Origin of the sequence: Pseudomonas sp. RtIB026, from assembly GCF_016861355.2 — a bacterium.
In the GTDB taxonomy this organism is placed as follows: Bacteria; Pseudomonadota; Gammaproteobacteria; order Pseudomonadales; family Pseudomonadaceae; genus Aquipseudomonas; species Aquipseudomonas peradeniyensis.
Genome location: NZ_AP023348.2, coordinates 3836336 through 3857927 on the forward strand (window position 1 = coordinate 3836336; position 21592 = coordinate 3857927).

A 21592-nucleotide genomic window follows, 5' to 3' on the forward strand; every position below is an offset into this window, starting at 1 on the left:
TGGAATCAACCATGCGCGAGGCGCCCATGCCCGACAACCTGTTTACCGCCCTGCCCCCGCTCGCGCCCGACGCCGACGAGCAGTTCACCGACCTGCTCCGGCGCCCGGGTCTGCGCATCGAGCGCATCGTCTCCAGCGGCCAGGCCAGCCCGCCAGGGTTCTGGTACGACCAGACCGAGGGCGAATGGGTGGTCGTGCTCAGTGGCAGCGCCGGGCTGCGCCTGGAGCATGAGCCGCGCACCCGCGTGCTGCGCCCCGGCGACCATCTGGACATCCCGCCCGGTTGCCGCCACCGCGTGGAGTGGACCGAACCCGGCGTGGCCACGGTATGGCTGGCGGTGTTCTATCAGGGCTGAGCCAAGGCCGCTGCGGCAGGCATCGCCTGCAGGCGATAGAACCGCCACGGCAGCAGCACCGCCGCCACGGCCAGGCCACAGGCGAACCCGACCCACACACCCACCGCGCCCAGCGCGGAGTGGAAGGCCAGCCAGTAGCTCAGCGGCAACGCCAGCAACCAGTAGCTGATCATGGTCACGCCCACCGGCCAGCGGTAGTCCTGCAGGCCGCGCAAGGCGCCCAGCGCGGTGGACTGCAAGCCATCGGCCACCTGCATGGCCGCGACCACCACGAACATCGGCACGGCGATGGCGATCACCTGCGGGTCGTCGCTCATGGCCTCGGCGATGGAGCGGCCGAACAACGCCAACAGCACGGTGGCCACCAGCATCCAGGCGCTCACGCTGGCAAAGGTGGCGCTGCCGATGGCACGGATGCTCGCCGTCTCGCCGCGGCCCTGGGCCTGGCTGATGCGGATGCTCACCGCCGCGGCCATGCCCAGCGGCAGCATGTACAGCAACGCGCCGATCGATTGCACCACCTGGTTGGCCGCCAGTGCGGCATTGCCCAGCCAGCCCAGCATCCAGGCGGCGATCACCACCGCGCCGGCTTCGGCGAGATAACCCAGGCCCAGCGGCCAGCCTTCGCCCAGCAGCGTGCGCCAGCTCAGTCGCGCCCCCTGTGGCGCCAGGCGGTAACGCGCCAGCGAGGGCGCCAGGCGCCAATAGGCCAGGGCCAGCAGCACCGCCAGCGATTCGGCGATCACCCCGGCGATACCCGCGCCCAGCAGGCCCAGCGTCGGCAGGCCGAAATGGCCGTGGATCAACCCGTAGCTCAGCGGAATGTTGAACAGCACCGCGCTCATCACCAGCAGCACGCCCACCCAGGGCCGGCCGATGGCTTCCAGCACATCCTTGAACACCACCGCCAGGCAGTACGGGATCAGGAATACCGCCATGGCCTGCCAGTACGGCGTCAGCAGCGCCACGTCGGGCAGCGGCACGCCCAGCCATTGCACCAATGGCAGGCAGGCCAGCATCGCCAGGCAGCCGAGGATGCCCACAAGCAGGCCGTAGCCCAGCCCGGCGCGCAGGGTGCGCGCCACGGTGCCGGGGTCGTCGGCGCCGTAGGCATGGCCGACGCGCACGCTGAGGGTGGCGAGCATGCCGTAGAGCCCGGCATGGAAGATCAACCCGGCGCTGCTGGTCAGCGCGACACAGGCCAGCACCACGGTGCCCAGCGAGGCCAGCAGCACGGTATCGGTCAGGCTGATCAACTCGGCCGCCGACAGGCCCAGCACCAGCGGCAGCGCCAGGCGCAACAGGCCGGGCAGCTCACCCAGCCAGGCAATGTTCTTGCGTGAAACAAGGGCAGTCACGGTAGTAACCTCCAATTGACATACGCCGCGTATGCTAATGCCATTTATTGACATACGCAACGTATGCTAATTTGCAGCCATCGCTTTTCACCCGGAGCCCTCCATGCCCACCCCTCGCCGCAGCCGCGCCGCCATGAGCGCGGATACCATCGAACGGCTGATCGCCGTCGCCCGCCGCCAGTTCGCCGAAAAGGGCTTTGCCGCCGTGGTGATGGACGAACTGTGCGCCGAAGCCGACCTCACCCGGGGCGCCCTGCACCACCATTTCGGCGGCAAGGCCGGGCTGTTCACCGCCGTGGTGGAGCACCTGCTCGAGGAGATCAACCAGGCGCTCGACGCCCGCTACGCCACCCACGACGACCCATGGGACGGCTATATCGACACCTGCCTGTACTACTACGACCTGCTGCACGAGCCGGCCCTGCGGCGCATCCTGCTGCAGGACGCCCCCGGGGTACTCGGCCCGCGCCTGCGCGAACTGGAGGAAGCCAGCTACATCGGGCCCATGGCCCAGGGGCTGGTGGAGTTGCAGCAGGCCGGCAGGCTGCGCGCCTTCGACGCCGTGGCCATGGCGCACCTGATCAACGGCGCGATGGGCGACAGCGGCATGTGGGTGATCGCCCAGGACGATCCGCAGGCGGCGGCGGAACGGGTGAAGGGGGCGTTGCGCTGTTTGATGGAGGGGTTGCAGGTCTGAATGGCTACGCCCACCTGTAGGAGCGGCCTCGTGCCGCGAAAGGGCTGCGCAGCGGCCCCAGGATTTCAGGACTGAGCAAAGATCGCCGGGGCCGCTTTGCGGCCCTTTCGCGACACAAGGCCGCTCCTACACGGGAGGATTACGGCCTATAGAAATTTTGCTCGCCGAAAAATGTACTAACTTGTTAATTAGCTTGCTAAGGGCTTAAACTTCTCGCATTCCACCTGCGAGATCCCTGGCATGAAAGACTCACCCCGCGCCTCCGGCGCCTCAACCTTCATCCTGGTCGGCCTGGGCGTCGTCATCGCCCTGCTCGGCCTGCTCCTGGCTGCCGGCGGCGTCAAGCTGGCCGGCCTGGGCGGCTCCTGGTACTTCCTGGGCGGCGGCCTGGCCATGGCCATTGCCGGCATCCTCATCGCCCGTCGCAAGCCCGCTGGCGCCTGGCTCTATGCGCTGTTCCTCGCCGGTACCGCGATCTGGGCCGTGGCCGACGCCGGGCTGGTGTTCTGGCCGCTGTTCTCGCGGCTGTTCATGTTCGCCGCCATCGGCCTGGTGGTAGTGCTGGTGTATCCGCAACTGGTCCGGCGCCCGGCGCGTGGTGCCTACGGCGTCGCCGGTCTGCTGGGCGTGGCGCTGGCGATCGCCGCCGGCAACATGTTCGTCGCCCACCCCAGCGTCGCTCCTACCGGCAAGGGCCCGGGCCTGACGCCAGTGGAACCCGGCCAGCAACAGAAGGACTGGGCCCACTACGGCAACACCGAGGGCGGCAGCCGCTTCGCCGCACTGGACCAGATCAACCGTGGCAACGTCGACCAGCTCAAGGTGGCCTGGACCTACCACACCGGTGACGTCGCCCTCAGCGACGGCAACGGCGCCGAAGACCAGCTCACCCCGCTGCAGGTGGGCGACAAGGTGTTCATCTGCACCCCGCACAACAACCTGATCGCCCTCGACGCCGACACCGGCAAGGAACTGTGGAAGAACGCCATCAACGCCCAGTCCAAGGTCTGGCAGCGTTGCCGTGGCCTGGCCTACTTCGACGCCGGCGCGCCGATCGCCCAGCCATCCCAACCCGACAGCACACCCGTCAGCGTGGCCCGCGTGCCAGCCGGCGCCAACTGCCAGCGCCGCCTGCTGACCAACACCATCGATGCCCGCCTGATCGCGGTCGATGCCGACACCGGCGCGTTCTGCGAAGGCTTCGGTGACAACGGCCAGGTCGACCTCAAGGCTGGCCTGGGTAACGTGCCGGACTCCTACTACCAGCTGTCCTCGGCGCCGCTGATGGCCGGCACCACCGTGGTGGTCGGCGGCCGCGTCGCCGACAACGTGCAGACCGACATGCCCGGCGGCGTGATCCGTGGCTTCGATGTGATCACCGGTGCCCAGCGCTGGGCCTTCGACCCGGGCAACCCGCAGGACCGCGACGCCCCGCAAGGCGACCAGACCTACGTGCGCAGCACCCCCAACAGCTGGGCGCCGATGTCGTACGACCCGGCGATGAACACCCTGTTCCTGCCGATGGGCTCCTCGTCCACCGACATCTACGGCGTCGAACGCAGCGAGCTGGATCATACCTACGGTGCCTCGGTGCTGGCCCTGGATGCCACCACGGGCAACCAGAAGTGGGTGTACCAGACCGTGCACAACGACCTCTGGGACTTCGACCTGCCGATGCAGCCAAGCCTGATCGACTTCACCAAGGATGACGGCAATACCGTGCCCGCGCTGGTGATCGGCACCAAGGCCGGGCAGATCTACGTGCTCGACCGCGCCACCGGCAGGCCGCTGACCCAGGTCGACGAAGTACCGGTCAAGCCGGGCAACATCCCCAACGAGCCGTACTCGCCGACCCAGCCGAAGTCGGTGGGCATGCCGCAGATCGGCGCGCAGACCCTGACCGAGTCGGACATGTGGGGCGCCACCCCGTACGACCAGCTGCTGTGCCGCATCGACTTCAAGAAGATGCGCTATGACGGCCTGTACACCGCGCCGGGCACCGACCTGTCGCTGAGCTTCCCGGGTTCGCTGGGCGGCATGAACTGGGGCAGCCTCTCCACCGACCCGGTGCATGGATTCATCTTCGTCAATGACATGCGCCTGGGCCTGTGGATCCAGATGATCCCTTCGCAGAACACGGGTGCGGCAGCGGGCGGCGGCGAGGCGCTGAACACCGGCATGGGCGCAGTGCCGCTCAAGGGCACACCGTATGCGGTGAACAAGAACCGCTTCCTGTCGGTGGCCGGTATCCCGTGCCAGGCGCCGCCATTCGGCACCCTCACCGCCATCGACATGAAGACCCGGCAGATCGCCTGGCAGGTACCGGTCGGCACTGTCGAGGACACCGGCCCCCTGGGCATCCGCATGCACCTGCCGATCAAGATCGGCCTGCCGACCCTGGGCGGCACCCTGTCCACCCAGGGCGGCCTGGTGTTCATCGCCGGCACCCAGGACTTCTACCTGCGCGCCTACGACAGCGGCAACGGCAACGAGATCTGGAAGGCCCGCCTGCCGGTCGGCAGCCAGGGCGGCCCGATGACCTATGTGTCGCCGAAGACCGGCAAGCAGTACGTGGTGATCACCGCCGGCGGCGCACGCCAGTCGACCGATCGTGGCGACTACGTGATGGCGTACGCCCTGCCCTGAACCGCGTCGCCCTCTTCGCGGGTAAACCCGCTCCCACAGGACTTTCACTGGACTGCAACTTGTGCGGTCCCTGTGGGAGCGGGTTTACCCGCGAAGGGGCCCTATACACAACCCGAGATTACGCAATGCCCCGTGCTTTTCGTTTCACTCCCTTCTTTCTCTTGCTGACCAGCACCGCGTCTCTCGCCGACGACAACACCCTGACCGGCGACTGGGGCGGCCTGCGCCACCGGCTCGCGGCAGACGGCATCAGCTTCACCGGCGACTACAGCGGCGAGACCGCCTACAACGCCCATGGCGGCCTGCACCGCTCGGCCCGCTACTCGCAGAACCTCAAGCTGGGCGTGCAGTTCGACCTGTCGAAGCTGTACGGCCTGGACAACGGCGGCAAGGTCCAGCTGACCATCAACGACCGGCGCGGTAACAGCGCCTCGGAGGACCTGGTGGGCAACCGCCTGCCGATCCAGGAAAACTATGGCGGCCTCTACACCCGCCTCACCGAACTCAGCTACGAACGCAACCTGTCGCCCGCGCTTAACCTCAAGCTCGGCTACATGGCCATGGGCAACGATCTCGGCGGCCTGGACAGCGGCATCCTGTGCAACTTCATGAACGCCGGCTTCTGCGGCCACCCGCTGAACATGTCCGGCGGCAGCGGCTGGACCAACTACCCCAACGCCCACCTCGGCGTGCGGGTGAAATACGACCTGACGCCCGACTGGCAACTGCGGGTGGCGGCGTTCAACGTCGACCCCGAGAGCAACGGCAATGCCAGCCGTGCCTGGCACCTGGGGCCCAAGCACACCACCGGCACCGTGGTCCCGGTGGAACTGGTGTACAAGCTGCGGGGCGAACTGCCGGGCGAGTACAAGCTCGGTTACTACTACGACAGCTCGAACGTGAAACGCATCGGCAGCAGCGAGGAAGTCGCCGGTCGTGGCGGGCACTATCTGCTGGTCGACCAAGCCATGTGGAACGACCCGGCATTGCCCGGGCGCAGCCTGCATGCCTTTGGCCAATACTCGGCGTCGAGCAAGGCCGCCTCGCCGTTCACCAAGTGGTATGGCGCGGGGGTGGTGTTGTACAAACCGTTCGAAGGCCGGCCACGGGATACCGTCGCGCTGGGGTATGGTCGCGCGGTGCCGAACCCGCGCAGTCGCGCTGTGCTGGAAGATGCGGCCGTCGATGCCGGGCAGCCCTTGCCGAGCCTCGACAGCGCCGAGCAGCTGGTCGAGCTGAGCTATGGCTACCAGGCCACCGCGTGGCTGAACCTGCGGCCGGATGTGCAGTACATCGTCGAGCCGGGGGCGTTTTCCGGGAAGGACATCGACAACGCGCTGGTATTCGGCTTGCAGGTCAAGGCGACGTTCTGAAACCAAGCCTGGCGTGACCTGTAGGAGCGGCCTTGTGCCGCGAAAGGGCTGCGCAGCAGCCCCTGGGTTTTAGCGTTAAAGCATCAATCGCCGGGGCTGCCATGCAGCCCGTTCGCGGCGCAAGGCCGCTCCTACAGGTCGGCGTTGGCGCGCATAGCTTTTTCCTGCCCAGCAACCACATATTTACTAATTTCCCCGCCCCGCCCCCTGTCCCAGTATCTGGCGCAACTACAACAACAAAGAGCGGGGAAACTGTCATGAGTGCAAGTGCGTCCGTGCCTGCCAGCGTGCAGCACGATCAAGCCGGCTTTCGCCGGGTCCTGGGGCTGGGGTCGCTGCTGGCGGTGGCCGTGGGCCTGGTGGTGTCGCAAGGGGTGATGGTGATGATGCTGCAGGGGGTCGGCGCCGCCGGCCTGGGCTTCATCGTGCCGTTGGGGCTGGCCTACCTGCTGGCCCTGAGCTACGCCTTTTCCTTCTCCGAGCTGGCCCTGCTGGTGCCCCGCGCCGGCAGCCTGTCGAGCTACACCGAAGTGGCGCTGGGGCACTTCCCGGCGATCCTGGCGACCTTTTCCGGCTACGTGGTGGTGGCCATGTTCGCCCTGTCGGCCGAGCTGCTGTTGCTCGACCTGATCATCGGCAAGGTCTACCCCGGGGTGTTCCCGCAGTACTCGGTGGCCTTCGGCGTGCTCGCCCTGTTCACCGGCCTCAACCTGATGGGCATCGACATCTTCGCCAAGCTGCAGAGCGCCATGGCCGTGGTCATGGTGATCGTGCTGCTGATTCTTGGCGTGGCCGCGATCAGCGAAGGGCATGCCGAGGGTGTCACCACCACCCTGCTGCAGGGCGACTGGAACCCCATGGGCGCCGGGGTGCTGGCCCTGACTGCCATGGCCGTGTGGGGTTTCGTCGGCGCCGAGTTCGTCTGCTCGCTGGTGGAGGAAACCCGCAAGCCCGAACGCAACATCCCGCGCTCGATGATCATCGGCCTGACCGTGATCTTCGCCACCATCGGCCTGTACGGCCTGGGCGCGCTGTTCCTGGTACCCCGCGAAGCGCTGAGCAGCGACGCCCTGCCCCACTATCTGTTCGCCACCACGGTGTTCGGCAAGACCGGCGAGGTGTTCCTGGTGATCGCCGCGGTGACCGCCACCTGCAGCACCCTCAACACGTCGCTCGCGGCCATTCCGCGCATGCTTTACGGCATGGCCTGCAACGGCCAGGCGTTCCCCCAGTTCAAGCAGCTCAGCCCGCGGGCGCGCACGCCCTGGGTGGCCGTGCTGTTCGTCGCGGCGATCACCGGCCTGCCGATCCTGCTGATGGGCCAGGACGCCGCGGCAATCAACCTGTTGCTGCTGGCCGCTGCACTGGCCTGGCTGCTGGCGTACATCATCGTGCACCTGGATGTGATCGCCTTGCGGCTGCGCTACCCACATCTGGCGAGGCCATTTCGCACACCGTTCTACCCACTGCCGCAGCTGTTCGGTATCGGCGGGATGCTGTACGCGATCTGGCATGCCTCGCCCAGCCCGGAAATGAACCTGAAGGTCTTCGGTACGGCGGGAGTGGTACTGGCGGTGGTGTCGCTGATTGCCGTCGTGTGGATCAAGGGCGTGATGAAGAAACCGTTGTTCAGGCCTGAGCCGCTATAACCTTGTCGCGGGGCCAGCCCGCTCCCACAGATGCCTGCGCAACCTGTGGGAGCGGGCTGGCCCCGCGATTGTCATGCCTGCTTCAGATGATCCACCAACCGCCGCAACATCGCATCGCATTCCTGCAACTGCTCGACACTGACAAACTCGTCGGGCTTGTGGCCCTGGTCCATGCTCCCAGGCCCGCAGACCACCGTGGGGATACCCGCCTGGTCGAACAGACCGCCCTCGGTACCGAAGGCCACGGTACCGAAATCGTCCGAACCACTGAGCAACGCCACCCACTGCGCGGCCTCGCTCTCGGCTGGCGTGGCCAGGCCCGGGTAGGCGCTCAGGGCGCGCAGGCGAATGTCGCTGGCGCCACTGACGGCACGCATGCGCGGCAGCAGCTCGGCCTCGGCGTAGGTCTGCAGACGGTCGGCCACGGCCTGGGCCTCGAAGCCGGGCAAGGCGCGCACTTCGAAGTCGAACTCGCACTCCTCGGGGACGATGTTCAGCGCCCGGCCGCCCTTGATCACCCCGGTCTGCACCGTGGAGAACGGCGGGTCGAAGCGCTCGTCGTGATGCTCGGGGCGCGCCAGCTCGTCACCGATCTCGCCCAGCTTGCCGATCAGCCGCGCCGCGTACTCGATGGCATTGACGCCGTAGGGCGCATAGGCCGAGTGGCAGGCGGCGCCATGCACCTGGCAGCGCATGGCCAGCTTGCCCTTGTGGCCGAGCACCGGCTTGAGCTCGGTGGGTTCGCCGATCAGGCACAGCCGCGGCTTGTGCGGACGCTGCGCCAGGGCGGCGAGCATCGAGCGAACCCCCAGGCAACCCACTTCTTCGTCATAGGAAAAAGCCAGGTGCACCGGCAGCTTCAGCGGCTGGGCGAGAAACGCCGGCACCGCCGCCAGCACCGAGGCGATGAAGCCCTTCATGTCGGCCGTGCCACGGCCGTACAGGCGTCCTTCGCGCTCGGTGAGCAGGAACGGTTCGACGGTCCAGGCCTGGCCCTCCACCGGTACCACGTCAGTGTGCCCGGAGAGCACCACGCCGCCACGGTCGGCGGGGCCGATGGTGGCGAACAGATTGGCCTTGGTGCCCGCCTCGTTGTGGAACAGCTCGCTGGCAACGCCAAGTCCGGCCAGGTAATCGCGGATGAAGGCGATCAGCTCGAGATTGGAATCGCGGCTGACCGTGGCGAACCCGACCAAGCGCTCCAGCAGCGCACGGCTGGAAACCTCATTCATCGCCCGGCACTCCATAGCTCGGCGCGGCGGTCGGGTTCAGGGCGCGGGTCACATAGTCCTGCATCTGCGGGCGGTAGGCCTGCCAGAGGCTGTCCAGTTCACCGATGGGATCGTGCTCGGCCCAGTCCACGCGCAGGTCCACCAAGGGCCAGGTCAGCTCTCCGGCGATCTTCAACGCCGCCGAGTGCACCGGCCCCGCCTCGCCACCGGCAGCCATGGCCGCGTGCATCGCCGCCAGCAGGCGGTCGGCCAGGTGGCCGCCGGCCTGCTCGAACGCCGTCACCATGGCCTCGATCACCGCCCGCGACGACAACAGGTTGCCGGCCGCCGCGCATTGCTCGCCGGCCACGGCGTTGTGCACGCCCAGGGCCTCCTTGCCGGTGAACAGCGCCACCTGGCCCTGGCTGTCGATCACCGTGACCTGGCGATACTCGCTCCAGCCATTGGCGCTCAGCACCCGGTCCAGCGCCGCTGCGGGCGGCAACTGGCCCTGTTCGAGGGCGTCGAGGATCTGCGGGCCGAGGGCCGGCAAGGTAATGTTCTGGGTCGACACCGCCCCGACCCCGGCACGTACCCACGGGCAGCGGGCGCCAACGGCGATGCTCGAAGAACTGATGGCGATGCCGACCTGGCCGGTTTCCTGGCAGCGGCCGATGATGGAGAAGGTCATGGTGCAGCTCCTGTGTTGAGGTTACCGGCATTCTCGGTGGGCCCCGGGAGCTGCGAAACCAACATTTTCCTCGGTACTGGGCAGGAAAAAACTATGGAGGCGCCAAGTAGAACTCGTGGGAGCGGGCTTGCCCCGCGATGAGGTCAGCCTAACCCTCTTCGATGGCCTCGCGGGCGCTATCGCGGGGCAAGCCCGCTCCCACGTATCAGGTAAAGTCCGGTCGAGCCCTTCCCCCCTTCGCCAATTTATCGGCAACCCCCAGCTAAATACTATTTTCGCGATTTCCCGCCCATCCCTAGTCTGGCTCCAGGCAAAGGCGGTCCCCACCGACCTGAACAAGAACGCCGCTGAAGAAGGGCTGGGACATGACACTGAACAACATCGAAATCGACACCCTCGTGGTCGGCGCCGGCCAGGCCGGCGTGGCCATGAGCGAACACCTGAGCAAGCTCGGCGTGCCGCACCTGGTGCTGGAGCGCAAGCGCATCGCCGAGGCCTGGCGCAGCGGACGCTGGGATTCGCTGGTGGCCAACGGACCGGTCTGGCACGACCGCTTCCCTGGCCTGGAATTCGACCTCGACGCCGACGCCTTCGCCGGCAAGGAGCAGGTCGCCGACTACTTCGAACAGTACGTGCGCAAGTACAACCTGCCGGTACGCACCGGGGTCGAGGTGAGGAAGGTGGTGCGCAACGCCGACCGCCCGGGCTTCACCATCGACACCAACCAGGGCGTGATCCGCGCCAACCGCGTGGTGGCTGCCACCGGTCCGTTCCAGCGCCCGGTGATCCCGGCCATCGCACCCAAGGACGAAAGCCTGCACCAGATCCACTCCGCCGCCTACTACAACCCCGAGCAGTTGCCAGAGGGCGCGGTGCTGGTGGTCGGCGCAGGCTCCTCGGGGGTGCAGATCGCCGAGGAACTGATGCGCGCCGGGCGCCAGGTGTACCTGTCGGTCGGCGCCCATGACCGTCCGCCGCGCAGCTACCGCAACCGCGATTTCTGCTGGTGGCTGGGCGTGCTTGGCGAGTGGGACGCGGAGATCGCCAAGCCCGGCCGCGAGCACGTGACCATCGCCGTGTCCGGCGCCCGCGGCGGCCACACCGTGGACTTCCGCGCCCTCGCCCACCAGGGCATGACCCTGGTCGGCCTGACCCAGTCGTTCGAGGGCGGCGTGGCCCGCTTCCAGGACAACCTGGCCGAGAACATCAACCGCGGCGACGAGAACTACCTGGCCCTGCTGGACGCCGCCGACGCCTATATCGAACGCAACGGCCTGGACCTGCCGGAAGAGCCCGAGGCACGCAAGCGCCTGCCCGACCCGGCCTGCGTCAGCCAGCCCTTGCTGGAACTGGACCTGGCCCAGGCCAACGTCAGGACCATCATCTGGGCCACCGGCTACGGCGTGGACTTCAGCTGGCTGCAGGTGGACACCTTCGACGCCAACGGCAAGCCACAGCACCAGCGCGGCGTGTCGAGGGAGCCGGGCGTGTATTTCCTCGGCCTGCCCTGGCTATCGCGCCGTGGCTCGTCGTTCATCTGGGGGGTGTGGCACGACGCCAAGCACGTTGCCGGCCATATCGCCACCCAGCGCACCTACCTGGCTTACCGCGACCGCGAGCAGCGCGCGGCGGATGAGCAGCAACCCTCGATCAGCAACGTCAGCACTTTCGGAGCCCTCTGATGCCTACCCACACTCGCATCCGCATGTTCAACACCAAGGCCACCTACCCCAACCAGACCCTGGACAACGACCTGTGCCAGGCGGTGCGCGCCGGCAACACCATCTATGTGCGCGGGCAGGTCGGCACCGACTTCGAAGGCCGGCTGGTGGGGCTGGGCGATCCGCAGGCCCAGGCCGAGCAGGCGATGAAGAACGTCAAGCAACTGCTCGAAGAAGCCGGCTCGGACCTGTCGCATATCGTCAAGACCACCACCTACATCACCGACCCGCGCTTCCGCGAGCCGGTGTACAAGGAAGTGGGCAAATGGCTCAAGGGGGTGTTCCCGATTTCCACCGGGCTGGTGGTGGCAGGGTTGGCCCAGGCTGAGTGGTTGATGGAGATCGATGTGATCGCGGTGGTGCCGGATCAGGCTTGATCACGAGCAGTACATGAGGCCGCGTTGCGGCCTCATTGAGCCTGCCAGCCGCAAGAAGAGGGCCGAAAATGGCACCTGATAATTTTGCCAGTTCCAGTATCGAGCTTCGACGCCTAAATTATCTTGCACAGCCCCTAATCAGGTAACCCCATGCCGACCGCTACAATCTTATTGGCGGCAGATAGGCCAAGGTCCATTCTGTGGTGCAGCGAAGACCAGCAATCTCATGCATTCACCTACACCGCTTATGGGTATTCAGGGCCTGTCGGCGTATCAAGCGCTGCACTCGGTTTCAATGGCCAGCATTGCGACTCATTGACTGGACTCTACTTTCTCGGTAATGGCTACCGGGTGTTCAGCCCTGTGCTAATGCGCTTTCTCTCAACCGACTCGCTGAGTCCGTTCGGGGCGGGTGGAGTGAATGCTTATAGCTATTGCACCGGAGACCCCGTCAACAAGGTCGATCCTTCCGGCCATCGCTTCCTGAAAGTGATTCGTATGGAGCCAGACATATTCACATCAATCGTCAATCATCTTGAATTCCCTGACCTATTTGCTCTTTCGAAAACCTCATCTGAGATAGCCCAGCTGACTGCCCCCAGACTCACCGCACACATAAAGCAGTTACCAGCTCGCGCCAGAGATATAGTGTTCAAGACTGGCGGTGCTTCAGGCATAACAGCTTCGCAAAAAGCAAAACTTGAGATCCCTCCGCTCCCTTTCTTTAACGACATTAAGCGGATCGAACGGCTTGGTGGCGCCAAAAGAATGCTGAAAGAGATACGAGATGCAAGATGGGCCCGTTCGAACGAGCCAATCTCTTCAAACGATTCGACACCTTACGGTTCGGATTCAGAGGATGAGATGCAGCGTGTCAACGAGGGAATCAAAAGAGCCATCTACGGTCCGCAACTCTGAACCTTTACCAGAGGGTTGGCCCAGGCCAAGTGGCTGATAGAGTTTGATGTGATCGCGGTGGTGCCGGATCAGGAGTGACGCGCAAAAAAATCGCGGGGCAAGCCCGCTCCCACGCTTTGAGTCATTGTGGACTCAATGCGTGGGAGCGGGCTTGCCCCGCGATGGCTACTATCGAACGACGCCACCAACCTGCCCAAACCGCCCGGCCTGGAAATCATCGAACGACTCGGCGATTTCCGCCTGACTGTTCATCACGAACGGCCCGTAGCCAACAATCGGCTCGTCGATCGGCTCGCCGCTGAGCAGCAGCACGCTGACCTCTTCCAGCGCCTCGAGGCGCACATCGCTGCCATCGCGCTCCAGCAGCACCAGGCTGGCCGGGCCGGCCTCGCGCTCGTCGTTGACCCGCAGGTTGCCGCGCAGCACCACCAGCGCGGCATTGCGCCCGGCGGCCAAGGGCAGTTGCAACGTGGCACCGGCCTTCAGCCGCAGGTCCCAGACGTCCATCTCGGTGAAGGTGCGCGCCGGTCCCTGATGATCCAGGTAACGTCCGGCGATCACCCGCAGGTTGCCCGCCTCGCCTGCCAGCGCCACCACGGGAATGTCGTTGGCCAGCAGCGTCTGGTAGCCCGCCGCGGCACGCTTGTCCTTGGCCGGCAGGTTGACCCACAGCTGCACCATTTCCAGGGTACCGCCACTACGGGCAAAGGCCGGGGAATGGAACTCCTCGTGGATGATGCCGCCCGCGGCGGTCATCCATTGCACGTCACCCGGCCCGATCAAGCCGCCGGCGCCGGTGGAGTCACGGTGCTCCAGCTCGCCCTGGTAGACGATGGTCACCGTCTCGAAACCGCGATGCGGATGCTGGCCGACGCCGCGACGGGCCGTGGTCGGGGTGAAGTCGTGGGGGCCGGCGTAGTCCAGCAGCAGGAACGGGCTGATGTGCCGGGCCAGATGGTCGTAGGTGAACAGGCTGCGCACCGGGAAGCCGTCGCCCACCCAGTGGGCGTGGGGGCTGCGGTGGATACCCTGGATCTTTTTCATGAGAAGCCTCCTCTTGGATAGGTATAACCTTACCGAGGAGGCTAATTAAGCGGTAGACGGAGAAAATGGCATGGATCGTTCTACTGGCAGAACAATTACGCGATCCTGTGGGAGCGGCTTCAGCCGCGAATCAGGCGACGCGGTGCCTGGCACCGGCTGCGCCGGTGTTCGCGGCTGAAGCCGCTCCCACAGGGACCGCGCCGACCTTGTACAACGACGTAGATCAGGCGATCGCCGCGTCCACCAGCACCTGGGCTTCGGCCACCAGGCGCGCCAGGTGCGCCTCGTCGATGAAGCTCTCGGCGTAGATCTTGTAGATGTCCTCGGTGCCCGACGGCCGCGCGGCGAACCAGCCGTTGGCAGTCATCACCTTCAGCCCGCCGATGGCCTGGTTGTTACCCGGCGCGTGGCTGAGGATCTGCTGGATCGGCTCGCCGGCCAGTTCGGTGGACTTGACCTGCTCCGGCGCCAGCTTGCTCAGCAGCGCCTTCTGCCGCGCATCGGCCTTGGCCTCGACGCGGGTGGCATACGGCTTGCCCAGCTTGGCGGTGAGGTCGGCGTAGATCTGGCTCGGGTTGCGCCCGGTGCGGGCGGTCATCTCGGCCGCCAGCAACGCCGGGATCAGGCCGTCCTTGTCGGTGGCCCAGACGCTGCCGTCCTTGCGCAGGAACGAGGCGCCGGCGCTCTCTTCGCCGCCAAAGCCCAGCGAGCCGTCGAACAGGCCCTGGGCGAAGAACTTGAAGCCCACCGGCACTTCGTACAGCTCACGGCCCAGCGCGGCGGTGACACGGTCGATCAGGCCGCTGGAGACCACGGTCTTGCCCACTGCCGCGTCGCTGCGCCATTGCGGGCGGTTGCGGTACAGGTAGTCGATGGCCACGGCCAGGTAGTTGTTCGGCTGCAGCAGGCCGTCGGCGGTGACGATGCCGTGGCGGTCGTGGTCGGGGTCGCAGGCGAAGGCCACGTCGAAGCGCTCGCGCAGGCCGATCAGGCCCTGCATGGCATACGGCGAGGACGGGTCCATGCGGATCTGGCCGTCCCAGTCGACGGTCATGAAGCGGAAGGTCGGGTCGACCTCGGTGTTCACCACTTCCAGGTTCAGCTGGTAGCGCTCGGCGATGGCCGACCAGTAGCGCACCCCGGCACCGCCCAGCGGGTCGACGCCCAGGCGCAGGTTGGCGCCGCGGATCACCTCGAAGTCGATGACGTTTTCCAGGTCGGCGACGTAGCTGCTGACGTAGTCGTGACGCTGGGTGGTCGGTGCCGCCAGCGCCTGCTTGTAGTCCATGCGCTTGACGCCGGCCAGGTTGGCCGCCAGCAGTTCGTTGGCCTTGGCCTCGATCCACTTGGTCACGTCGCTGTCGGCCGGGCCGCCATTGGGCGGGTTGTACTTGAAGCCGCCGCTCTGCGGCGGGTTGTGCGACGGGGTGATGACGATACCGTCGGCCAGGCCCTGCTGGCGGCCACGGTTGTAGCAGAGGATGGCGTGGGACACCGCCGGGGTCGGGGTGTACTCGTCATCCTGGCTCAGCATCACCTGCACGCCGTTGGCGGCCAGCACTTCCAGGGCGCTGGCGGCGGCCGGGGCGGACAATGCGTGGGTGTCGGCGCCGATGAACAGCGGGCCGTCGATGCCCTTTTCCTGGCGATACAGGCAGATGGCCTGGGTGATCGCCAGCACGTGGTATTCGTTGAAGTTCAGCTCGAACGAAGTGCCGCGGTGGCCCGAGGTGCCGAAGGCCACGCGCTGGGCCGCCACCGCGGCGTCGGGACGGCCGGTGTAGTAGGCGGTCAACAGGCGGGGGATATCGACCAGCACGCTGGCCGGAGCCGGCTTGCCTGCCAAAGGACTGAGCGTCATGCGGAACCTCGAAATCAACAGAAGTAGGTGTTGGAACGCGCAGTGTACTGGGAGTTTCAGCGCCAGGCGATGGCGGCGTTCACCCCAGCTGCCACCAACTGGGGAACATCTGCCGCACCCGGGGCTCGGCGAAGCGCTCGTCGATCAGCATCAATACGCCACGGTCCTGGTCGCCGCGGATCACCCGGCCGGCGGCCTGGATCACCTTGCGCACGCCCGGGTACAGGTAGGCATAGTCGAAACCGGCGCCGAACTGGCGGCCCAGTCGCTGCTTGAACTGCTCGTTGACCGGGTTGACCTGGGGCAGCCCGAGGGTGGCGACGAAGGCGCCGATCAGGCGCGTGCCCGGCAGGTCCACGCCCTCGCCGAAGGCGCCGCCGAGCACGGCGAAGCCCACGCCCTGCCCGTGCTCGACGAAGCGCGCCAGGAAGGCCTCGCGCCCCGCCTCGTCCATGCCCGGCGCCTGGCACCAGATGGGCAGTGCCGGATAGCGCTCGGCCAGCAACCGCGCCACCTGCTCGAGGTATTCGAAGCTGCTGAAGAAGGCCAGGTAGTTGCCCGGCTGGCCGGCAAACTGGGCGGCGATCAGCTCGACAATCGGCGCCAGCGACGCCTGGCGCTGCTGGTAGCGGGTGGACACCTCGCTGACGATGCGTACCTGCAACTGCTCGGCCCGGAACGGCGCGGCAACTTCCAGCCAGGCCGTGTCAGCGGGCATGCCCAGCAGGTCGCTGTAGAAGTGCCGCGGGTTCAGCGTGGCAGAAAACAGCGTGACGCTGCGCGCCGCGCTCATCCGCGGCCCCAGCAGCCGCGCCGGCACCACGTTGCGCAGGCACAGCGTGGCCAGGCGCCGCCCCCGTGGACCGTTGCGCGGGCTGATATCGAACAGGAAGTGCTCGTCGAACAGCTCGGCGATGCGGCTGAACTGCAGGGCCTGGAAGAAGAACTCCAGCACCTTGGGCTCGACCTCGGCGGGCGCCTGGTTCATGCGCTCCTGGATCAGCCCGATGCACTGTTGCAGGGCACGCAAGAAGGCGTCCGGCAGTTGTTCGCTGACCTGGTACGGCGCCACCTGGGCCTTGTACAGCGCGTTCCACTGCCGGTTCAGCCGGTCGAGGGCACTGCCCAGCCCGACCGGTTTGCTCTGGCGCAACGCCAGCAACTGCCCCTGGTCGAGGCTGGCGCTGTACATCTGCCGCCCCCGCTCGACCAGGTTGTGCGCCTCGTCCACCAGTACCGCCGTGCGCCACTGGTTGGCCTGGGCCAGGCCGAACAGCAAGGCATGGGCGTCAAAGTAGTAGTTGTAGTCGGCCACCAGCAGGTCGACCCAGCGCGCCATCTCCTGGCTCAGGTAATAAGGACAGACCTGGTGCGCCAAGGCCACCTCGCGCAGGCTGGCACGGTCGAGCAGCGACACCTGCGCGGCGGCTTCGCGGGCGGCCGGCAGGCGGTCGTAGAAGCCCCGCGCCAAGGGGCAGGATTCGCCATGGCAGGCGTTCTCGGGGTGTTCGCAGGCCTTGTCGCGGGCGATCAGCTCGAGGCTGCGCAGGGCTGGTTGCGGCGACGCCCGGGTGATCTGGCGCAGTGCATCAAGAGCCAAGGCCCGGCCTGGGGTCTTGGCGGTAAGGAAGTAGAGCTTGTCCAGCTGCTGCGGCACCACGGCCTTGAACAGCGGGAACAGGGTACCGAGGGTCTTGCCGATGCCGGTGCTGGCCTGGGCCATCAGGCAGCGGCCGGTGCTCACGGCCTTGTACAACGTCTCGGCCAGTTGGCGCTGGCCCTGCCTGAATTCGGGATAGGGGAATGTCAGCGCGCCAAGATCCCGGTCCCGCTCGCTCAGCCGTCGTTCCTGGCCCTGCGCCCAGACCAAAAAACGCTCACACTGGGTCTCGAAGAAGCGCTTCAGCTCATCGGCTTGGTAACGCTCGCTGATCACGGTCTGGCCGTCGCTGTCGACATCGAGATAGACCAGCGCCACATCGATCACCGAGAGCTGCCGTGCCTGGCACAGCAACCAGGCATAGACCTTGGCCTGGGCCCAGTGCAGTTGGCGGTGATTGTCGGGCTGCCTGGCCAGATCGCCGCGGTGGGTCTTGATCTCCTCCAGGCGATTGCACGCCGGGTCGTAGCCATCGGCGCGACCGCGGACCCGCAGCCCCTGGTACTCGCCCTCCAGCGCCACCTCCGCTTCATAGCCGGCGGCGCGCCGCGCCACCACCCGGCGATGCCCGGCAATACCTTCCTGGGCGGTGGGCGACGGGGTGAAGCGCAGGTCGAGGTCGCCAACCTTGGCGCTGAATTCACACAGGGCACGCACGGCCACGGTGTAGCTCATGCCGGCACATCGCTCCAGCGTACATGGCAGACCGCGACCGGCAGCCCGTGGGCATGGCAGAACTCGAGCCAGCGCAGCTGGTTGTCCTGCAGGCGGTCACCCGGCCCCTTGACCTCGATCATGCGATAACCACCCTGCCCCGGCCAGAACTGGATCAGGTCGGGCATGCCGGCGCGGTTGGCGCGGATATCCTGCAGCAGGCGCAGGAAGCAGGCCTTCAGGTGCGCGGGCGGCAAGTGCTCGAGTGCCTGTTCGAGCAGCGGCTCGTCGAGCATCTGCCAGAACACGAAAGGCGACTGCAGGCCTTGCTTGGCCTGGAAGCAGTCGCGGATGGCCTGGCGATGGCTGCCATCGTCCAGGCGCCCGAGGCAGGCGTCGAACAGTGCCGCGCGACGCTGCTGGAAGTCGACGTCGTGCAGGTCCTGCGGCCCGCTCTGGAACGGGTGGAAGAACGCCCCCGGCACCGGGGCGAAGATCGCCTCCCAGCACAGCAGGCCGAACAGGCTGTTGAACAGGGTGTTCTCGACATAGTGAACGCTGCCGCTGTCCTGCTCCAGATGCTGACGCACTGCCTCTTCCACCCCCAGTGCTGCCATTTCGGCCGGCAGTTCCAGTTCGATAAGTGTCACTGCCTCAATGCGCCGGCGCGGCTGTGCCGGACCGCCAAGCTTGCGCGCCAGACGTGGCAGCAGGCGTTCCAGGGCTTGGCGTTCCAGAGCGTTGGCAGGTGCCTGGGCCATATGCCGAGCCAGGGCATGAGCCTCTGGCCATTGCTCGCTGCGCTCGTGGACCCGGACCTGACGAATACGTGCCTCGGGGTGCGCGCAGTCGGCGTAGATCCGCAGTGCCAGGTCCCAGTCCCCCAGGCGCTCGCACTGTTGGCCGATGCTGAACAGCAGGCGCGCCCGGCGCCGGGCCAGCCAGGGGTTGCTATCGTCGAACCCGTCCAGTGCCGCGAGCAGCTCGGCAGGCGGGGCGCCCTGCTCGAGGTGCTCTGCGCACTGGTGCAGGGTCATGGCCAGGTCGACCTCGGCACGCTGGCGCAAGGCCCGCGAGTCGTCGCTGAACGCCACCTGTTCGTAGCGGAACACCCCGAGGTCGGCAAGAACGAAGTCCGACCAGCTCTGGTACAGGTTGCCGAAGAACAGCAGGCGCAGGCGGTCGCACAACGGCTGCTGGCACCAATGCAGGATCCGCACCGGGAAACCGGGGCACCACTGGGCCAGCGGGCCGGCCGGCAAACCCAAAGCCTGCAACTGCTCCAGCAACCCGGCCTTGCCGGCCCGCGGCCGGGGAAGCCGCCCGGCGAAGCACGTCGCCAGCTCGTCCTTGCGCAGCAACGCCCACAGTTGCTCCACCGTCATCGGCGCGTCGTCGACCACCCAGCCCAACGCCAGCAACGGCGCCAGGGCCACCTCGGTGTCGCCAATCTCGGCATAGTCGAGCTTGTCACTGCGAAACAGCTCACCCTTGCGCATGACCATGCGTACCAGCAGGGCCTGGCTGGGCACCGGCAGTTCGCTGAAGACCTGGATGAAACCGTGCTCGTCGCGGTCCAGCAGGTCGGCATAGCGCTGCCCGACCCAGCGCAGGACCTGGCGGAAGTTGTGCAGGTAGTACAGGGGATCATCGACGGAATGGGCGATCACGGTGCTAGTCGGTTGCTGAGGAACAAGCACTGGTTATACATACAGATCACATGCCTGGGCAAGCGCGCTGGATCGACGGTCACACGATCGTTAAGAGCACTCGCCCAGAAAGCAGGCCTACTCGACGGCGCGCCACAGCGGATAGCCGCCACCCGGACTGGCCGGCAAAGGCCGCAGCCACAGGTCGCGCCGGCCCAGCAGCTGGAACAGGCGCCGGGCCTGGTGGCTGAGCGTGCCGGCATACAGCCCCCGCAACTGCGCGAGCTGCAGGCCGCTGGTTTCAACCAGCCACTGGCTGACCGGTTCCGGGCAGGGGCGCCCCTGCAAGGCGCGGTGCAGGTACGGCAGCGCGACGCGCATGCCCGGATGACAGCGCAGCACGAAGGTCTCGAGGTTGTGCCCTTGCGCCTCGAACGGGGTGAACAGCTGGCAGACCAGTTGCGCCTCGCTCACACCATAGGCGCCAGCCAGGCGTGCCTGTGCCTCGCCGCGCAAGGCCCGCCCCTGCGGCCAGGCGGTCGACGGCTGGCGCAAGCGCTGGAAGAACGCCTGGGTGCCCTCGCGATAGCTGCGCTGATCCAGGTACTGCGCCTTGAGTCCATGCAGGTGGGCCAGCGGCAAGGGATCGAACAGCCCTGACGGCCCCTGGGCCTGACTGCCCTTGACGTCCTGCCGGCCGAGCATGCGGTCCAGCGCTCCACCGTCGTCCGGGTGGCGCAACAGGTCCTCGACCATCACCAGGCGCGGCTCGCCGCCGGGCTGGCGCAGCACGGGCGAAGTCGGTGGTTGCCAGGGATCGGCCAGCACCTCGCCCAACTGCTCGAGACCCGCCGCCAGCACATTGTGAGGCGTCAGGGCGTGGGCCACCTCCACGGTATGGCGCAGGCAGCGCCGCCCCCAGGCCAGCAAGCGGTGGCGCTGTGAAAACGGCACGGCGCTGATCAGGATCTGCTCGCCGGCCTCCCCGGCCAGCGCCTGGCCCAGGCTGTTGGCCAGCTCCAGGTAGCCCCTGGCACCGAGCATCGCGTCCGGCTGCCCGCCGACCAGATGGCCGAACAGCAACCAGGCGTTGCCCGCATCGGCCAGTTGCTCGGCCGTGCAGGCCTGGCGGGCACCGAACGGACCGAGCTGCCCGCCATCGGCTCGCAGCAGCTCCACCCGCGGATCGTCATGCAGGAACAGCGCGCTGAAGCAACGGTCGTGAAGGGCCAGGGCGGTATCGTCGAGGGTCGGCAGGCGGGCCGCCAGCACGCGCAGGCGGCAGGTGGCGCCATGGCGCAGGGCGATGCTCAACTGCGCGGCGCGCAGGCAAGCCAGCAGATGCGCGCTGCGCCGGTCGACACCGTGCAGCACCAGCACCCGGACGTTGCCGACGTAATCCTGGCCGCCGGCGATGACCAGCAATCGCTGGACCAGCAACTGCACCGAGGCGCGCTGGGCCTGGGTCATGTGCTCCAGCAGGCGCTGCAGGACTTGCTGGTAGACATAATGCATGGCTTGGTCGTGGGTCTCGGTCATGCTATCGCTCCATCTCCCTGACGGCTTCGAATTGAAGTCCGATTCTGGCAGATGAATAGCAAACCGAGCTTGAAGGAAACTTCCTAAAGCCTAGTAGGACATTTAGCTAAATTTGCCTGACGTCCCTGTAGGAGCGGCCTTGTGCCGCGAAAGGGCTGCGTAGCGGCCCCACGGTTACAGCGTTGACG

At 66.7% G+C, this 21592-nt stretch carries 16 protein-coding genes; 8 read left to right on the forward strand and 8 right to left on the reverse strand.

Annotated features, from left to right (window positions below):
• Positions 1 to 11: 11 nt before the first annotated feature.
• Positions 12 to 356 carry a cupin domain-containing protein gene (locus PRtIB026_RS17130; protein WP_232857602.1) on the forward strand — a complete coding sequence of 115 codons (345 nt, stop codon included), beginning with the start codon at positions 12 to 14 and terminating at the stop codon, positions 354 to 356.
• Here PRtIB026_RS17130 and PRtIB026_RS17135 read toward each other — a convergent pair.
• Positions 347 to 1714, reverse strand: coding sequence for an MATE family efflux transporter (locus PRtIB026_RS17135; protein ID WP_203646231.1), 1368 nt, complete (start codon positions 1712 to 1714; stop codon positions 347 to 349). The genes PRtIB026_RS17130 and PRtIB026_RS17135 overlap by 10 nt on opposite strands.
• A gap of 103 nt (positions 1715 to 1817) precedes the next feature.
• Here PRtIB026_RS17135 and PRtIB026_RS17140 point away from each other — a divergent pair, with 103 nt between their 5' ends.
• The 4 genes from PRtIB026_RS17140 to PRtIB026_RS17155 all read left to right on the forward strand — a co-directional run bounded on the left by PRtIB026_RS17140 (position 1818) and on the right by PRtIB026_RS17155 (position 8079).
• On the forward strand, positions 1818 to 2411 hold the full coding sequence (locus tag PRtIB026_RS17140; protein WP_203646229.1) for a TetR/AcrR family transcriptional regulator: 594 nt from the start codon (positions 1818 to 1820) through the stop codon (positions 2409 to 2411).
• Between the two features lie 240 nt (positions 2412 to 2651).
• Positions 2652 to 5057 carry a glucose/quinate/shikimate family membrane-bound PQQ-dependent dehydrogenase gene (locus tag PRtIB026_RS17145; protein WP_203646227.1) on the forward strand — a complete coding sequence of 802 codons (2406 nt, stop codon included), beginning with the start codon at positions 2652 to 2654 and terminating at the stop codon, positions 5055 to 5057.
• A 125-nt stretch (positions 5058 to 5182) separates the two neighbouring features.
• The gene (locus PRtIB026_RS17150; protein WP_267812574.1) at positions 5183 to 6430 is read left to right on the forward strand and encodes a carbohydrate porin; all 1248 of its coding nucleotides are present in this window, start codon (positions 5183 to 5185) and stop codon (positions 6428 to 6430) included.
• A 257-nt stretch (positions 6431 to 6687) separates the two neighbouring features.
• Positions 6688 to 8079 (forward strand): APC family permease, encoded by a 1392-nt coding sequence (locus tag PRtIB026_RS17155; protein ID WP_267812575.1) that lies wholly within the window; start codon positions 6688 to 6690, stop codon positions 8077 to 8079.
• A gap of 71 nt (positions 8080 to 8150) precedes the next feature.
• Here PRtIB026_RS17155 and argE read toward each other — a convergent pair whose 3' ends face one another.
• Together argE and PRtIB026_RS17165 are read right to left on the reverse strand one after the other, a co-directional pair.
• Positions 8151 to 9311: an acetylornithine deacetylase gene (argE, locus tag PRtIB026_RS17160; RefSeq protein WP_203646225.1), complete on the reverse strand. Its 1161-nt coding sequence runs from the start codon at positions 9309 to 9311 to the stop codon at positions 8151 to 8153.
• Positions 9304 to 9981: a DUF1028 domain-containing protein gene (locus tag PRtIB026_RS17165; protein WP_203646224.1), complete on the reverse strand. Its 678-nt coding sequence runs from the start codon at positions 9979 to 9981 to the stop codon at positions 9304 to 9306. The genes argE and PRtIB026_RS17165 overlap by 8 nt, the downstream gene beginning before the upstream one ends.
• 365 nt (positions 9982 to 10346) lie before the next feature.
• Here PRtIB026_RS17165 and PRtIB026_RS17170 point away from each other — a divergent pair, with 365 nt between their 5' ends.
• From PRtIB026_RS17170 to PRtIB026_RS17180, 3 genes are all read left to right on the forward strand, one after another.
• The gene (locus PRtIB026_RS17170) at positions 10347 to 11663 is read left to right on the forward strand and encodes a flavin-containing monooxygenase (protein WP_267812578.1); all 1317 of its coding nucleotides are present in this window, start codon (positions 10347 to 10349) and stop codon (positions 11661 to 11663) included.
• A complete protein-coding gene (locus tag PRtIB026_RS17175) occupies positions 11663 to 12079 on the forward strand; it encodes a RidA family protein (RefSeq protein ID WP_094011146.1) in 417 nt (138 codons plus the stop codon). Before PRtIB026_RS17170 ends, PRtIB026_RS17175 begins: the two co-directional genes overlap by 1 nt.
• A gap of 150 nt (positions 12080 to 12229) precedes the next feature.
• Positions 12230 to 12997, forward strand: coding sequence for an RHS repeat-associated core domain-containing protein (locus tag PRtIB026_RS17180; protein ID WP_203646223.1), 768 nt, complete (start codon positions 12230 to 12232; stop codon positions 12995 to 12997).
• A gap of 168 nt (positions 12998 to 13165) precedes the next feature.
• Here the strand turns inward: PRtIB026_RS17180 and PRtIB026_RS17185 are convergent, their stop codons facing one another.
• The 5 genes from PRtIB026_RS17185 to PRtIB026_RS17205 form a co-directional block, all read right to left on the reverse strand.
• On the reverse strand, positions 13166 to 14041 hold the full coding sequence (locus tag PRtIB026_RS17185) for a pirin family protein (protein ID WP_203646222.1): 876 nt from the start codon (positions 14039 to 14041) through the stop codon (positions 13166 to 13168).
• A gap of 223 nt (positions 14042 to 14264) precedes the next feature.
• A complete protein-coding gene (pgm, locus tag PRtIB026_RS17190; protein WP_267812580.1) occupies positions 14265 to 15902 on the reverse strand; it encodes a phosphoglucomutase (alpha-D-glucose-1,6-bisphosphate-dependent) in 1638 nt (545 codons plus the stop codon).
• 79 nt (positions 15903 to 15981) lie between these two features.
• Positions 15982 to 18237, reverse strand: a complete 2256-nt coding sequence (locus PRtIB026_RS17195; RefSeq protein WP_267812581.1) for an ATP-dependent DNA helicase — start codon at positions 18235 to 18237, stop codon at positions 15982 to 15984.
• On the reverse strand, positions 18234 to 19886 hold the full coding sequence (locus PRtIB026_RS17200; protein ID WP_267812582.1) for a VRR-NUC domain-containing protein: 1653 nt from the start codon (positions 19884 to 19886) through the stop codon (positions 18234 to 18236). Before PRtIB026_RS17200 ends, PRtIB026_RS17195 begins: the two co-directional genes overlap by 4 nt.
• A 117-nt stretch (positions 19887 to 20003) precedes the next feature.
• Complete coding sequence (locus PRtIB026_RS17205) at positions 20004 to 21404, reverse strand: hypothetical protein (RefSeq protein ID WP_203646221.1); 1401 nt, start codon at positions 21402 to 21404, stop codon at positions 20004 to 20006.
• Positions 21405 to 21592: the final 188 nt, after the last annotated feature.